Source organism: Streptomyces sp. NPDC028308 (assembly GCF_055565855.1).
This window is the reverse complement of record NZ_JBVHTO010000011.1, coordinates 132,992-147,137: the sequence shown is the minus strand read 5'-3', so window position 1 is coordinate 147,137 and position 14,146 is coordinate 132,992. Positions and strand designations below refer to the sequence as shown.

The following is a 14,146-nucleotide window of genomic DNA, read 5'->3' as shown; positions in this document are numbered from 1 at the left end:
CGTGACCTCCCCCGACCCGTCCGACGAGCAGCCCGAAGAAGCCTACGGACCAGGCGACTTCAAGCACCCCGGCCTGTCCGAGCCCCGGACCAAGGAGGAATGGCGCGAATACCTCGACTACGTTCTCCCGCCGAAGCCGCTTCTGCTGCCGCTGGAGGTCTACGAACAGCTCAGCACCGAGGAACAACGCCGCCACAACGCGGCCCGGGTGGCCCACCACAGCGCCCTGGTCATCGTCCGCACGAGCCAGATGAAGTCCATCCACCACCAGATCCGCCGCCGGATGATGACCAACAGCTTCCAGCCGGCCGGCGCCCGACGCGGCATCGTCCTCGACGGCCCCGCCACCCTCGGCAAATCCACCCTGGTCAAGACGTTCGCCTACGACTTTGAGCACGAACTGCGGCTGAACCATCCCGACCGCTACGACAAGAAGTACATCGTCGACGGGCGGATCATCGACTACACGCCCGTCGTCTACGTCAACATCCCCTCCCAGGCCACGCCCAAGGACCTGTCCATCGCGCTCGCCGAGTACCTCGGCCAGCACTACCGCTCCGGTGCCACCAAGAGCGACATCACCCGCCTCGTCCTGGAGAACATGCGCCGCGTCGGCGTCGAACTCGTGATCATCGACGACGCCCACTTCATGGACCTCTCCCTCAAGGAGGGCAAGGTCGTCAACGACCACCTCAAGCACATCGCGAACCACACCGCGGCGACCTTCATCTACACCGGCGTCGACCTCAAGCACTCCGGCCTCTTCCTCGAAGGCACCGGCGGCCGCCGCGCCACCCAGACCGCCGGCCGCAACCTCCTGCTCCACATGACCCCCTACGGCATCCGGACCAGGGCAGAGAAAGAGGACTGGGTCTCCGTCATCACCGCGATGGAAGAAGCCCTCGTCCTGTACAGACACCAGCAAGGCACCCTCGTCGGCGAGTGGAAGTACCTGTACCGCCGCACCGGAGGCAACATCAGCTCCCTGGCGGAACTCCTCCGCGAAGCGGCCGCCGACGCGGTGCTCACCGGCACGGAGCGGATCGACCGCGCCCTCCTCGACACCATCGTGATCAACGAGCACGCGCAGAGCACGTACGACGCGATGTGGCACGAAGAGCCCCTGCCCCCCTCACCGAAGCAGCGCCACAACCCCCAAGACGAAGACGGCGAGGCCGCCGCCGGCTAGATACACCCCCTCGCCACGCCGTGGCGAGGGCCAGAAGGCAGATGCAGCCGACCCGAACGAGCCAAGACCCGCTCGCCAGTCGGCGTCATCCGTCGGGGGATCTGGCCGGCGGCGTGACGCAGCTCAGGTGCTTTGCGGGGCTTCGTCGACGCGGCGGAATTCGCACTTGTCGAGGAGACGGGCGAAGTAGCTGTAGGCGGCGAGGCGTTCCATGCCCTCCTGCTCGGTCAGCTCGTCACGGGTGTGCGTCGTGACGTTCCTGACGGTGAGATTCAGTCCGGTCGCCAGGCTGTTCAACGCCTTGCCCAGTGGCTCCAGCCCGCCACGCATGCTCCTGGTCGTCTTGTCCGCGGGATCACCGGGCCACGCGAGCTTGGGCCTGCCCGTCTCAGGCTCACCCGGCGAGAGGGTCTGCTGCCAGAACGGGGTGTCGTCCACGTCGTGGCGGCCCAGGCGCGTCTTCCAATGCACGGTCAGCGCCTCCGACGCCTCACGCACCGCGACCCGGTACTGATGGGTCGTCCAATGTGCCGCCGCCGCGGTCCAGATGACCGGATGTAGCTCAGACGGGGCGAATCCTGGCACAGCCGTCTCCGTGGCCGTCTCGGCCTCGTCGATCATCATGCCCAGCCGGCCCCGGACCGTCGCCGCTGTGTTGCGGACATCCTGCGGCGAGAAGAGTGCCTTCGGAGCCGACATGAGAGACCAGTTCGCGATCGGATCGAGCGCACCGAGTCCGGCAACACCGATACGAGCCCCGGTGACGGCGACAGCCCGCGCAGCAGCTCCTGCCGTCTCCGCCACGTCGAGCTCATGCTCCCGCACGGTCCCCTGATCCTGCCCGTCCTTCACATGGACCGTCGGGTACAAGCCACGAGAGGTACGAAGATCCGACTCGACCTGAGTCTCCATCCAGCGTTCGAAGGCCCGCTCGAACCTCTCCACCGCTGCGAGCAGTCGCTTCAGGTATTCAGCGCCGTACGTCGCCATGCGCTCCCCCTCCTCTGATCGTGTCCGCCTTACACCGAGAGCCTAGGAGAGCACCGCGCAACGGCCTCCTTCCCCATGGGCGGTGGCGGTTCCCGCCGATGGGCAGAGGCGTGCCGTCGTATCGTGACGTGTGCCCGACCCTTCCGCTGCCCGCTGCATCCGACGTCTGCCGGTTGTGCCTGTGCCGCTTCCGAGGGAGTCGCTCCTCAGCTGGCTGGGACACATGAGCGCGGTCTGCGAGGTCTCCCGCACATCGATGGCCACGGCGTGCGGGCTCCTGCGGCCGGGCGACAACGTGGCACGCATCGCCGACTCGGGGCCGACGTCGCTCGTGTACGGCCTGGGTGACGAGGACGTTCTTCGCGTCGAACAGGCAACCGGACTGTCAGGCGACGAACTGCAGGCGATGACCTGGATGCGCTTCCTGGGGACCGCCGTGAAATTCGATCTGGTCAAATCCACCCCGCGGAACCTGTTCCGGATCATGAAAGCGAGCTGGATCGACCCGCGCGAATTAAAATTCTGCCCTTCTTGCATCGAAGAAAACGATGGGCGCTGGCCCTTGGAATGGTGCACGCCATGGATGTTCGCATGCCTGCGGCATCGGTGCTACTTGCTGGCCGCATGCCCCGAATGCCACACCCCGCTGCCCGGGGCCCACGTCAACCTCGGCCAAGGAAGCTGCCAAGGCTCCGAAAAGCACCGGCTGACGGATGTCCTGCTCTGGCAATGCGACACCGAATACAAAAAGTGGAAAGCTCCTGAACTGCACGACGAAGTCCTCGCTGACCTGCAAAAATTCATCGAAGAACGCCTTGCGTGGGCACGACCGGAGGCCGTTCATCTGCGCGGTGTCTTTGCAGATCTGGCGGCAATGGCAGACTTTGCCTTTCATGTAGCCAGACCGGAAAATATGGAAGGTGCCGACCCGGTTGTCGCCGACGGTTTCACCGATTTCTGTACGCCGTCCAACCCGGGAGTCAACCCGACCAGGATTGCAGGGCCAAAACCGATGGCTCAAACAGCGGCACTGCGAATTGCGGCCCAGATTCTGTTCAGCGGCGACCCGTGGTCGGCCGCCCGGGAGATCGTCGACTTTGCAGCGCGCCCGCTCCCGGTTCGAGCGCGGTCACTGAATGTGGCATGGCGTAAAAGGCCGCCACGGGACACGACGCGACTCCTCGCTCGAATCGTCGAGTCGGTCCGGGTCGCTGCCCCCTCCGTGAAGGGGCACGACGGCCGGGTTCGACGGTAGGCGCCGACTTGTTGCGCTGACGATCAGGCTGATGTCCCACCCCATCGAACGCGCCATGCGACGTTGACGCTTCAGGCCCGCGACCCTCCGGTGACCTGCTGCTTTCACGGTGAGTGACGATCCTCCCGGGCGTGACCTGCGCGTAGATCGGACACTGAAATCTTTCGTGCGGCAAGTGTGATGTAGGTCACCGCACAAAAGATTTCAGTTCCCTGGTCAGCGATGTGCCAACTGAAATCTTTCCTGCCATCCGACAGCGGGTGCGGCACGGTGCACGCGAACGCCGCGGCCCAGGTGCCGGCCCGGCTGGAGGCGTTGGGCACGGCTGCCGGACTCGACCGGGCGGCGCTGCACAGCCAGTTGGCGGCTGCTCTCGCGGTGGTGCTGCATCTCGTGCGCGACCGGGCCGGAAGACGCCGGATCGCCGAGGTGCACGTCCTGGAGCGGGATTCGGCGGGCTGGGTGGTGACGGTGCCCGCGCTGCGGTGGAGCGCGGAGGCGTTCGCGTACGAGCGGGGATGGGAGCGGCTGCGGGGGCTGCTCCGGTCCGGGACCGAGGGGAGTCAGGCGTGGTGACGGGGGAGCGGCGGGACGTGGGCGGAGGCACGGGATGACGGCGACCGTCGGTTCGGGCGAGGTGGCGATGAGTGGGGCCATGGCCTGTGCGGGACTGGCGGCCTGGCTGCTGGCCGAGCGGAATGCGGAGGTGAAGCGGGCCCGGGTGCTGTGCGCGGAGGACGGGGCCTTGGAGGTCGGGCCGCCGGCGTGGGAGCGGGCGTTCGTCGAAGCGCGGCGGCTGTGGGGACGGCTGACGCCGGAATGGTGGTCATTGGCCGCCGGGTTGCTGGTCGCGGTGTTGGGAGCGTCGGTACTGCCCTTGCTGGCCGGTGCCGCCGGTGTGCCGCTGTTGCGGCGTGCGCGGCGGGCTCGGGAGAGACGTCGGGAGGGCGAGCGGCGGGGCGACGCGGTCATCGCCCTGTGCGGGGCGCTCGCCGGAGAGGTGCGGGCCGGACGGCAGCCGGGGGAGGCGCTGCTGCGTGCCGCGGCCGACTCGGACGGGCTCGGCGAGGCGCAGGGGCTGGTGCTGTCTGCGGCGCGGTTCGGCGGGGATGTGCCGGGCGCCCTCGTCGTCGCGGCCGGGGAACCAGGGGCCGAAGGACTGTCGGGGCTGGCGGCGTGCTGGCGGGTGGCCGTGGACCGGGGCGCAGGGCTCGCGACGGGCCTCGACCGCCTCGAAGGAGCCCTGCGAGCTGAGCGGGACCAACGCGCCGACCTGAGATCCCAGTTGGCCGGGGCCCGTTCCACGGCGGTGATGCTCGCCGGGCTGCCCGTGCTCGGGCTGCTCCTGGGCACGGCTCTCGGCGCCGACCCGCTGCACGTGATCCTGCACACAGGGCCGGGCCTCGGCTGCCTGCTCGTCGGTGCGGTGCTGGAGGCCGTGGGGCTGTGGTGGGCGCTGCGGATCGTGCGGGGAGCTGAGGCGGTATGAGCGCGGAGGTTGTCCACAGGCTGGGGGTTGTCCTGTGCGTGGTGTCCGTCCTCGGATGGCTGGTCGGCGCGGCGGGACGGAAACGAAGGGCACGACGGAGACTCGCAGCAGTGCTGTGCTTGGAGAGGGTGGCGGCCCAGAGGCGCGACCTGGACGTGCGCGTGCGCCATGCGGTGCGGCGGTGGCTGCCGGTGGCGGGAGCGGTCGGTGCCGGCTGGGTGCTGATCGGGGGTGTCGCGGGCCTTCTGGTCGGACTCGCCGCCGGGTTGGGGGTGTGGCGCCGGTGGCTCAGAAAGGGGGCGGGTTCGCCACCCGAGTACGACGCGGCTCTCGCCGCCCGGCAACTCCCGCTCGCAGCCGACCTGCTGGCGGCGTGCATCGCGGCCGGCGCGAGCCCCGTCGCGGCCGCTCGTGCGGTGGGAGAGGCCCTGCGCGGACCGGTGGGGGAGCGGTTGGCGAGAGGCGCTGCCGAGGTCCGCCTGGGCGGTGAACCGGCCGACTCCTGGCGGGCGCTCGCGTCGATGCCCGGAGCCGCCGGGCTGGCCCGGCTGCTGGAACGCGCGGGCGAATCCGGGGTACCGGCGGCGACGCCCGTCGCCCGCATCGCCGCGGAGGCCCGCGCCGAGTGGGGCCGCGCCGCCGAGGCCGGCGCGCGCCGGGCCGGGGTCATGGTGACCGCCCCGGTCGGGCTGTGTTTTCTGCCCGCGTTCATCGCGGTCGGAGTGCTCCCGGTGGTGATCGGCCTGGCGGAAGGCGCGTTGGGAGGTGCGGGCGGATGACAGGAGCGCGGACGGCGTGACGGCGGTGGCGTCGACGGTGACGAAGACGAATGGCAACGAGTGCGGACCTCACGGGGGTTGAGATGAACAAGGCGGTACGGGTGGTACGGGCGGGGCTGACGGCCCTGGTGGACGGGCTGCGTGCCAAGCACGGGGACCTGGTGCGGGCGGCGCGGAGGGACACGGGGATGGTCACGTCCGAGTACGCGATGGGCATCATCGCGGCGGTGGGATTCGCCGCCGTGCTCTACAAGGTGCTGACCAGCGGGCAGGTCAGCGGGGAGTTGCAGGAAATCGTGGGGCGAGCGCTCGATGTCCGGATGTGAGGCGGGCGGGGCGGGCCGTCCATCGGGAGTTCGCCGGCAAACGGGGGCGCGGCGGGCGTGGGGCCGGGGTTCGGCCGGGCGGGGGCGGCTGGAGTTCCGGGACGGCTCGGATCATGCCCCGCGAATGACGCGGGACCGGGGATTCGTGACGGCGGAGACCGCGGTGGTGCTGCCCGCTCTGGTGCTGTTCGCGATGGCCCTCGTCTGGGCGCTGCTGGCCGCGTCCGCGCAGATCCAGTGCGTGGACGCGGCGAGGGCGGGAGCCCGGGCAGCGGCTCGCCAGGACCCGCCCGAAGCGGTGGCGGCGGTGGCACGCCGGGCGGCACCCGGGGGAGCGCGGGTGACGGTGCGCCGTGAGGGCGACCTGGTCCGCGTGACGGTCGCGGCCCACCCGCCGGGCCCGGACGGCCTGACCCTCGAACTGCGCCACGAGGCAGTGGCGTTGGCGGAGGAGACGGTGGGCGCGTTCGGGTCGAGTGGGGTGGTTGCGGCGACTGGGGTGACCCGGACGGCTGGGTGACCGAAACGGGTGGGGTGGCTGGGAGCGATGGGGCGCCTGGGATGACGGGAGCGTCCGGAGTGACGGGGATGACAGGGGAGTCAGACGTGACGGGGGTGACGAGGTGAGGAGTACGAGGAGCGGCGGGGCGGAGACGGGGGCTGAGAGGGGGCAGTCGGCGGTTCTGACAGGCGGCCGCCGGCATCGGGAGCGGAACGGCGGGTCGCTCGCGATGGTTCGGTCCGGCAGCGGCAGCGGCAGCGGCAGCGGCAGTGGCTCTGGCGGAGGCCGCGGCCGCGGTCCTGGAAGTGGCGGCAGCACCGGCACCGGCACGGGCGCCGGCCCCACCACGGGCACGGGCCCCAGCCCCGGCACGGGCCCCAGCCCCAGCCCCAGCCCCGGCACGAGCACCGGCCCCGGCACGGGCACCGGCCCCAGCCCCGGCACCAGCGCCAGCCCCGCCACCAGCCCCAGCCCCAGCCCCAGCATCGGCACCAGCACTGGCACCTGCACCGGAAGTGACCGCGAAAGTGGCGGCGGCCTGGACCGTCCGCCCGCTGCCCTGTCCGGCGTATTCCTGGCGCGAACCCGGCCCGGTACGGTCACGTCACCCACTCGGCCTAGCCGGGCCTACCTGCCCTTGTCGTCTGGCAGAGCGCCGGCGCCTGTCCAGCTCCGTGGGCGGTCCGTGCCCTTGGACAGGCGCCGACCACCCGTTCGGCCGAGTACGGCTTCCCCGTTCATGTCGTCGCGCAGTGGCCCGGCGCCCGTCCAGCTCCCCCGGGTCTGCGAGCCGTCGGACATCCGCAGGGCACCCGTTCGGCGCAATCAGGCGGCATCTGTTCGGACGGCCGGAGCGTCCGACCAGGGATCCGCGTCCGTCTGGGTGGTCGGGGCCGTCGCCGTGCTCTGTGCTGTGTTCGGGGTCGTGCTGGGCGTGGGGCAGGCCGCGGTGACCCGGCATCGGGCGGCCGCCGCGGCCGACCTCGCGGCGCTCGCGGCGGCGGACCACTGGGCGAAGGGCGGCACGTCGGCCTGTGCCGGCGCGGAGCGGGTGGCACGGGTGCAGGGCGCCCGCCTCGTGCGGTGCGACCTCGTGGGCGAGGTCTCGGACGTCACGGCGGCGACCGGCCGGGGGCTGTTCGCCACCGAGGTGCGGTCTAGAGCGGGGCCTGCGGGTCTCCCCGTTCCTCGGGGTCGCCCAGGCCCACCGGTGCAGGCGGACCCAGGGGATCCGGCCGGTCCTGCGGGTCCCTCGGGTCGGACGGGGCCTGTTCCGGCGGACCCTGCGCCGGGCGGTCGGACGCCTCCGGCTCGGGGGCGCCCTGGAGCAGCACCGTGAGCAGCCGCACGGCACCCCGCTTGTGCAGCGGATCGTTGCCGTTGCCGCACTTGGGGGACTGGATGCAGGACGGGCAGCCGGCGTCGCACTCACAGGAGGCGATGGCCTGGCGGGTGGCGGTCAGCCAGGCGCGGGCGGTGTGGAAGGCGCGCTCCGCGAAGCCCGCACCGCCCGGGTGGCCGTCGTAGACGAAGACCGTGGGCAGGAGGGTGTCGGGGTGCAGCGGCACGGAGACGCCGCCGATGTCCCAGCGGTCGCAGGTGGCGAACAGCGGCAGCATGCCGATCGAGGCGTGCTCGGCGGCGTGCAGGGCGCCACCGAGGATCTCCGGGTTCACCCGGGCGGCATCCAGCTGGTCCTCGGTGACCGTCCACCAGACGGCGCGGGTGCGCAGCGTACGGGGAGGGAGGTCGAGTTTGGTCTCGCCGAGCACTTCGCCGGTGATGAGCCGGCGGCGCAGGAAGGAGACGACCTGGTTGGTGACCTCGACGGAGCCGTAGCAGAGCCGGCCGTCGCCCCAGGGGACTTCGACGTCCGTCTCCAGGACGGAGATGGAGGTCGTGTCGCGGGCGACCGTCGAGTACGGCGGAGCGGCTTCCTCGACCAGGGCGACGGAGTCCTCGAGGTCCAGTTTCCGGACGAGGTAGGTGCGGCCCTGGTGGAGGTGGACGGCGCCCTCGTGCACGGCCATGTGCGCGGCGCCCTCGTCGACGGTGCCGAGGAGCCGGCCGGTCCCGGACTCGACGACCTGGACGGGGCTGCCCCCGCCGCCGCGGATGTCGGTGAGGTCCGCGGCGCGTTCCCGGCGGGTCCAGTGCCAGGCCTTCGTGCGGCGGCGCAACAGCTTCGCGGCCTCCAGCTGCGGCAGCAGATCCGTCGCCGCGGGTCCGAAGAGTGCCAGGTCCTCGTCGGTGAGGGGTATCTCGGCGGCGGCGGCGCACAGGTGGGGGGCGAGGACGTAGGGGTTGTCGGGGTCGAGGACCGTGGACTCGACGGGCTGGTCGAAGAGCGCCTCGGGGTGGTGGACGAGGAAGGTGTCCAGCGGGTCGTCGCGGGCGACCAGGATGGCCAGCGCGCCCTGCCCGGAGCGTCCGGCGCGGCCCGCCTGCTGCCACAGGGAGGCACGGGTGCCGGGGTAGCCGGCGATGACGACGGCGTCGAGGCCGGAGATGTCGACGCCGAGTTCGAGGGCGGTGGTGGCGGCGAGGCCGAGGAGCTCGCCGGAGTGGAGGGCGCGTTCGAGGGCGCGGCGTTCCTCGGGGAGGTAGCCGCCCCGGTACGCCGCGACACGCCGGACCAGGGAACGGTCTGTCTCGGCGAGCCGCTCCTGGGTGATGACCGCGATGAGCTCGGCGCCGCGGCGGGAGCGCACGAAGGCGACGGAGCGCACGCCCTGGAGGGTCAGGTCGGTGAGGAGGTCCGCGGTCTCGGCGGTGGCGGTACGCCGTACGGGTGCGCCCTTCTCGCCGTGCAGCTCGGTCAGCGGGGGCTCCCACAGCGCGAACACCAGCTCGCCGCGGGGGGAGGCGTCGTCGGCGACCTCGACCACGGGGAGGCCGGTGAGGCGGCCCGCGGCGACGGAGGGTTCGGCGGCGGTGGCGGAGGCCAGCAGGAAGACCGGGGAGGAGCCGTAGCGGGCGCAGAGGCGGCGCAGGCGGCGCAGCACCTGGGCGACGTGCGAGCCGAAGACGCCGCGGTAGGTGTGGCACTCGTCGATGACGACGTAGCGCAGGGAGCGCAGGAAGGAGGACCAGCGGGGGTGGGAGGGCAGTATCCCGCGGTGCAGCATGTCGGGGTTGGTCAGGACGTAGTTGGCGTACTGACGTACCCATTCGCGTTCCTCGACCGGCGTGTCGCCGTCGTAGACCGCGGCGCGCACGGCGTTTCCCAGCGGTTGTGAAAGTTCCTTCACGGATCGGCACTGGTCCGCCGCCAGGGCCTTGGTGGGGGCCAGGTACAGGGCGGTGGCACCGCGGCCGTTCGGGGCCTCGGCGCCGTCCAGGAGGGCCGTGAGGACGGGCGCGAGGTACGCCAGGGACTTGCCGGAGGCGGTGCCTGTGGCGACGATCACCGACTCGCCGTCCAGGGCGTGCTCGGCGGCGCGTGCCTGGTGGGCCCACGGGTGTTCGATGCCGGCGGCCTGCACGGCTGCGATGACCTCGGATCGGATCCGGTCGGGCCAGACGGCATGGCGACCCGCACGCGGGGGCAAGTGCTCCGTATGAGTGATGCGCGAAGCCCGGCTCGGCCCCGAGGCGAGCCGGTCCAGGACCGTGCCCGGCGAGGGGCTGGAAGCGGTGTCCGTCCGGGTGTGATCGGATCGGTGATTCTTGGCCATCGGGACCGAGTGTGTCACTGGCGTGACGGACAATGGAGCCAAGGCGTCGTGCACGCCTGCCGGTAAGTGATTGAATGCCATCGCGGCTGGCGAACCGTCCCGGGGGCTCTGCCGAGGTGTCCCTTGGGATGACCGCTCGATTAGCAAGGTGCTGGAGGATCCGTGGACCTGTCCCTGTCGACCCGTACCGTCGGCGATCGTACGGTCGTCGAGGTCGGTGGCGAAATCGATGTATATACCGCGCCCAAGCTGCGCGAACAGCTGGTCGAGCTGGTGAACGACGGCAATTTTCATCTTGTCGTCGACATGGAGGGCGTGGACTTCCTCGACTCCACCGGGCTCGGCGTGCTGGTCGGCGGCCTGAAGCGTGTGCGTGCCCATGAGGGCTCGCTGCGGCTGGTCTGCAACCAGGAGCGCATTCTGAAGATCTTCCGTATCACCGGCCTCACCAAGGTGTTCCCCATCCACACCTCCGTCGAGGAAGCGGTGGCGGCCACCGACTGACCCCGTCCCGGGGCCCGCGTGCCACAGGACGGCAGCAGTCGCGCGCCCAGGACGGCAGAAGCAACGCGGGGGGACGGGTCTCGGCGGCCCGGCCCCCTGACAGCACGCCCGTAGTTCTTAGGGGGATGCATGGCCACCGTTGAACTCCGCTTCAGCGCGCTGCCCGAGCACGTCAGGACCGCCCGACTGGTGGCGGCAGCGGTGGCGCGCAGGGCCGGAGTGGACGAGGCCGTACTCGACGAGGTCCGACTCGCCGTGGGCGAGGCCTGCACCCGTGCCGTCGGACTGCATCAGAGCAGCGGTACGTCGGCGCCGGTCCGGGTGTCACTGATCGAGGACGAGAAGCAGTTCTCCATCGAGGTCGGTGACGAGGCGCCACGTGCGGCTCCGGGCGACCGGGTGCCCGGCGCTCGTGGCGCGTCCGACGAGCCGGACGTGGAGACCGAGGAGGACGAGATGGGCCTCGCGGTCATCAGCGGTCTGGTCGACGACGTCGAGGTGACCGCCGGTGAGAACGGCGGACTGATCAGGATGAGCTGGCCGACCACGCCGCCCGCCGCGCTCATCCCGTAACGCCTTCGGCGTAACCCCGTAGGACACAGACGTTCCATCCGTAGTACCTCAAGGGCCCTGCTCAGCGGGGCCCTTTTTGGTGCGCCGTGCGGCGGGGTGCCTTTTCGTGAATGCATTCACGATCAGTTCCGGGCCGGGGAACTCGGGCGTCAACGCTTTTGGGCCATTACCACTTTCGGGTTCCGTGTTCACAGGCGATCATTTACCGAAGGGCCTGTGAAGGCCAATTCTGTTTGCCGCACACTGTTTTGATCAGGTTCCGGTACCTACAATCCGTCCACATCTTGAGCTCAGCCCAAGCGTCAAGGAGGACGAATGGCGGGGCTTTCTACCCCTCATGAGTTTGACCACCCCACAACCCTCGCAGCCGCGGTACTGACGGACGACAACCGCATCATCGTGATGGTGATCGGGGTCGTCGCGCTCGCGGCACTCGTGGTCGCCGGAATCCTGGTGCGCCAGGTCCTCGCCGCGGGCGAGGGCACCGACAGCATGAAGGAGATCGCGAAGGCGATCCAGGAGGGCGCCAATGCCTACCTGGGGCGGCAGATGAAGACACTCGGCGTATTCGCCGCCGTGGTGTTCTTCCTGCTCATGCTGCTGCCCGCGGACGACTGGAATCAGCGGGCGGGCCGATCGATCTTCTTCCTGATCGGCGCGGCGTTCTCGGCGGCCACCGGTTATATCGGCATGTGGCTCGCTGTACGCAGCAATGTCCGTGTGGCCGCCGCCGCACGGGAAGCGACTCCGGCGGAGGGTGAGCCCGAAAAGGATCTCACCGCCGTCTCGCACAAAGCCATGAAGATCGCTTTCCGCACGGGCGGCGTCGTCGGCATGTTCACGGTGGGGCTCGGTCTGCTGGGCGCCTCCTGCGTGGTGCTGGTGTACGCGGCCGACGCGCCGAAGGTCCTGGAGGGCTTCGGCCTCGGTGCCGCGCTGATCGCGATGTTCATGCGTGTCGGCGGCGGCATCTTCACCAAGGCCGCCGACGTCGGCGCCGACCTGGTCGGCAAGGTCGAGCAGGGCATTCCGGAGGACGATCCGCGCAATGCCGCGACCATCGCCGACAACGTGGGCGACAACGTCGGCGACTGTGCCGGTATGGCCGCGGACCTGTTCGAGTCGTACGCGGTGACGCTCGTCGCCGCGCTGATCCTCGGCAAGGCCGCGTTCGGCGACTCCGGGCTGGCGTTCCCGCTGATCGTCCCGGCGATCGGCGTCGTCACGGCGATGATCGGCATCTTCGCGGTGGCGCCGCGCCGGGCGGACCGCAGCGGGATGAGCGCCATCAACCGCGGCTTCTTCATCTCCGCGGTGATCTCGCTGGCCCTGGTGGCGCTGGCCGTCTTCACCTATCTCCCGTCGTCGTACGCCGATCTGGACGGGGTCACCGACTCGGCCATCCAGGGCAAGGGCGGCGATCCGCGGATCCTCGCGCTCATCGCCGTCGCGATCGGCATCGTGCTGGCCGCGCTGATCCAGCAACTGACCGGCTACTTCACGGAGACGACCCGCCGGCCCGTGCGGGACATCGGCAAGAGCTCACTCACCGGCGCGGCCACCGTCGTCCTCGCCGGCATCTCCATCGGTCTCGAATCGGCCGTCTACACCGCCCTGTTGATCGGCCTCGGCGTGTACGGGGCGTTCCTGCTCGGCGGTACGTCGATCATGCTGGCGCTGTTCGCGGTGGCGCTCGCCGGTACGGGGCTGCTGACCACGGTCGGTGTGATCGTGGCGATGGACACCTTCGGCCCGGTCTCCGACAACGCGCAGGGCATCGCCGAGATGTCCGGCGACGTCGAGGGCGCCGGCGCCCAGGTGCTCACCGACCTGGACGCGGTGGGCAACACCACCAAGGCCATCACCAAGGGCATCGCCATCGCCACCGCCGTCCTCGCGGCCTCGGCGCTCTTCGGCTCGTACCGGGACGCGATCACCACGGCCGCGGACGAGGTGGGCGAGAAGGTCTCCGGCAGCGGGGCGCCGCTCAACCTGATGATGGACATCTCGCAGCCCAACAACCTGGTCGGGCTCATCGCCGGCGCCGCGGTCGTCTTCCTCTTCTCGGGGCTGGCGATCAACGCGGTGTCCCGGTCGGCGGGGGCCGTGGTCTACGAGGTGCGGCGGCAGTTCCGCGAGCACCCCGGGATCATGGACTACAGCCAGAAACCCGAGTACGGGCGCGTCGTCGACATCTGCACCAAGGACGCGTTGCGCGAACTCGCCACGCCCGGGCTGCTCGCCGTGCTGACGCCGATCGCGATCGGGTTCACGCTCGGGGTCGGGGCGCTCGGCTCGTTCCTCGCGGGCGCGATCGGTACCGGCACGCTGATGGCGGTCTTCCTCGCCAACTCGGGCGGCGCCTGGGACAACGCGAAGAAACTCGTCGAGGACGGTCACCACGGCGGCAAGGGCAGCGAGGCCCATGCCGCGACCGTGATCGGCGACACGGTCGGCGACCCCTTCAAGGACACCGCGGGACCCGCGATCAACCCGCTGCTGAAGGTGATGAACCTGGTGGCGCTGCTGATCGCGCCCGCGGTCGTCAAGTTCTCGTACGGCGACGACAAGAGCGTCGGCATGCGGGTACTGATCGCGGTGTTGTCGTTCCTCGTGATCGTGGGCGCGGTCTACATCTCGAAGCGGCGCGGGATCGCCATGGGCGACGAGGACGACCAGGCGGAGCGGTCCGCCAAGTCGCCTGATCCGGCGGTGGTTTCGTAGCTCCGGGAATCCCACGCCGGACCGGGTGTCGGTCAACGGGCGGGCGGGTGGCGCGCATTGACGTGCCGTCCGCCCGCCCGTGTCCGTTCACGCTGTCGTCGTGAGCCTTATCTCGCTTGGTGCAAATGGCTGCAATAA

The 14,146-nt window shown here is 70.4% G+C and carries 11 protein-coding genes and 2 pseudogenes; 11 read left to right on the top strand and 2 right to left on the bottom strand.

Features of this window, described 5'->3' with window-relative positions; all coding sequences use genetic code 11:
- The first annotated feature begins 1 nt into the window (after nucleotide 1).
- Nucleotides 2-1,189, top strand: coding sequence for a TniB family NTP-binding protein (locus tag ACZ4VA_RS25715; RefSeq protein ID WP_468082582.1), 1,188 nt, complete (start codon nucleotides 2-4; stop codon nucleotides 1,187-1,189).
- Between the two features lie 123 nt (nucleotides 1,190-1,312).
- Here ACZ4VA_RS25715 and ACZ4VA_RS25710 read toward each other — a convergent pair whose 3' ends face one another.
- The gene (locus tag ACZ4VA_RS25710; RefSeq protein ID WP_468082581.1) at nucleotides 1,313-2,179 is read right to left on the bottom strand and encodes a TIGR02391 family protein; all 867 of its coding nucleotides are present in this window, start codon (nucleotides 2,177-2,179) and stop codon (nucleotides 1,313-1,315) included.
- 130 nt (nucleotides 2,180-2,309) lie between these two features.
- Here ACZ4VA_RS25710 and ACZ4VA_RS25705 point away from each other — a divergent pair, with 130 nt between their 5' ends.
- From ACZ4VA_RS25705 to ACZ4VA_RS25675, 7 genes and pseudogenes are all read left to right on the top strand, one after another.
- The gene (locus ACZ4VA_RS25705) at nucleotides 2,310-3,434 is read left to right on the top strand and encodes a TniQ family protein (RefSeq protein WP_468082580.1); all 1,125 of its coding nucleotides are present in this window, start codon (nucleotides 2,310-2,312) and stop codon (nucleotides 3,432-3,434) included.
- Nucleotides 3,435-3,686: 252 nt separating this feature from the next.
- A pseudogene (locus ACZ4VA_RS25700) lies at nucleotides 3,687-4,010 on the top strand (TadA family conjugal transfer-associated ATPase); the annotation flags it as partial.
- A 34-nt stretch (nucleotides 4,011-4,044) separates the two neighbouring features.
- Nucleotides 4,045-4,923, top strand: coding sequence for a type II secretion system F family protein (locus ACZ4VA_RS25695; protein ID WP_468082579.1), 879 nt, complete (start codon nucleotides 4,045-4,047; stop codon nucleotides 4,921-4,923).
- Nucleotides 4,920-5,702, top strand: a complete 783-nt coding sequence (locus ACZ4VA_RS25690) for a type II secretion system F family protein (protein WP_356163805.1) — start codon at nucleotides 4,920-4,922, stop codon at nucleotides 5,700-5,702. The genes ACZ4VA_RS25695 and ACZ4VA_RS25690 overlap by 4 nt, the downstream gene beginning before the upstream one ends.
- A gap of 50 nt (nucleotides 5,703-5,752) precedes the next feature.
- Nucleotides 5,753-6,028, top strand: coding sequence for a DUF4244 domain-containing protein (locus tag ACZ4VA_RS25685; RefSeq protein WP_468082578.1), 276 nt, complete (start codon nucleotides 5,753-5,755; stop codon nucleotides 6,026-6,028).
- A gap of 124 nt (nucleotides 6,029-6,152) precedes the next feature.
- On the top strand, nucleotides 6,153-6,548 hold the full coding sequence (locus ACZ4VA_RS25680; protein WP_468082577.1) for a TadE family type IV pilus minor pilin: 396 nt from the start codon (nucleotides 6,153-6,155) through the stop codon (nucleotides 6,546-6,548).
- A 211-nt stretch (nucleotides 6,549-6,759) separates the two neighbouring features.
- Nucleotides 6,760-7,641: pseudogene (locus tag ACZ4VA_RS25675) on the top strand (Rv3654c family TadE-like protein); the annotation flags it as partial.
- Between the two features lie 46 nt (nucleotides 7,642-7,687).
- Here the strand turns inward: ACZ4VA_RS25675 and ACZ4VA_RS25670 are convergent.
- On the bottom strand, nucleotides 7,688-10,288 hold the full coding sequence (locus tag ACZ4VA_RS25670) for a DEAD/DEAH box helicase (RefSeq protein ID WP_468082576.1): 2,601 nt from the start codon (nucleotides 10,286-10,288) through the stop codon (nucleotides 7,688-7,690).
- An 81-nt stretch (nucleotides 10,289-10,369) separates the two neighbouring features.
- Here ACZ4VA_RS25670 and bldG point away from each other — a divergent pair, with 81 nt between their 5' ends.
- The 3 genes from bldG to ACZ4VA_RS25655 all read left to right on the top strand — a co-directional run bounded on the left by bldG (nucleotide 10,370) and on the right by ACZ4VA_RS25655 (nucleotide 14,008).
- Nucleotides 10,370-10,711 carry an anti-sigma factor antagonist BldG gene (gene bldG, locus ACZ4VA_RS25665; RefSeq protein ID WP_010986038.1) on the top strand — a complete coding sequence of 114 codons (342 nt, stop codon included), beginning with the start codon at nucleotides 10,370-10,372 and terminating at the stop codon, nucleotides 10,709-10,711.
- A 129-nt stretch (nucleotides 10,712-10,840) separates the two neighbouring features.
- Nucleotides 10,841-11,284 (top strand): ATP-binding protein, encoded by a 444-nt coding sequence (locus tag ACZ4VA_RS25660; protein WP_355786702.1) that lies wholly within the window; start codon nucleotides 10,841-10,843, stop codon nucleotides 11,282-11,284.
- Nucleotides 11,285-11,599: 315 nt separating this feature from the next.
- Nucleotides 11,600-14,008, top strand: coding sequence for a sodium-translocating pyrophosphatase (locus ACZ4VA_RS25655; protein WP_468082575.1), 2,409 nt, complete (start codon nucleotides 11,600-11,602; stop codon nucleotides 14,006-14,008).
- Nucleotides 14,009-14,146: the final 138 nt, after the last annotated feature.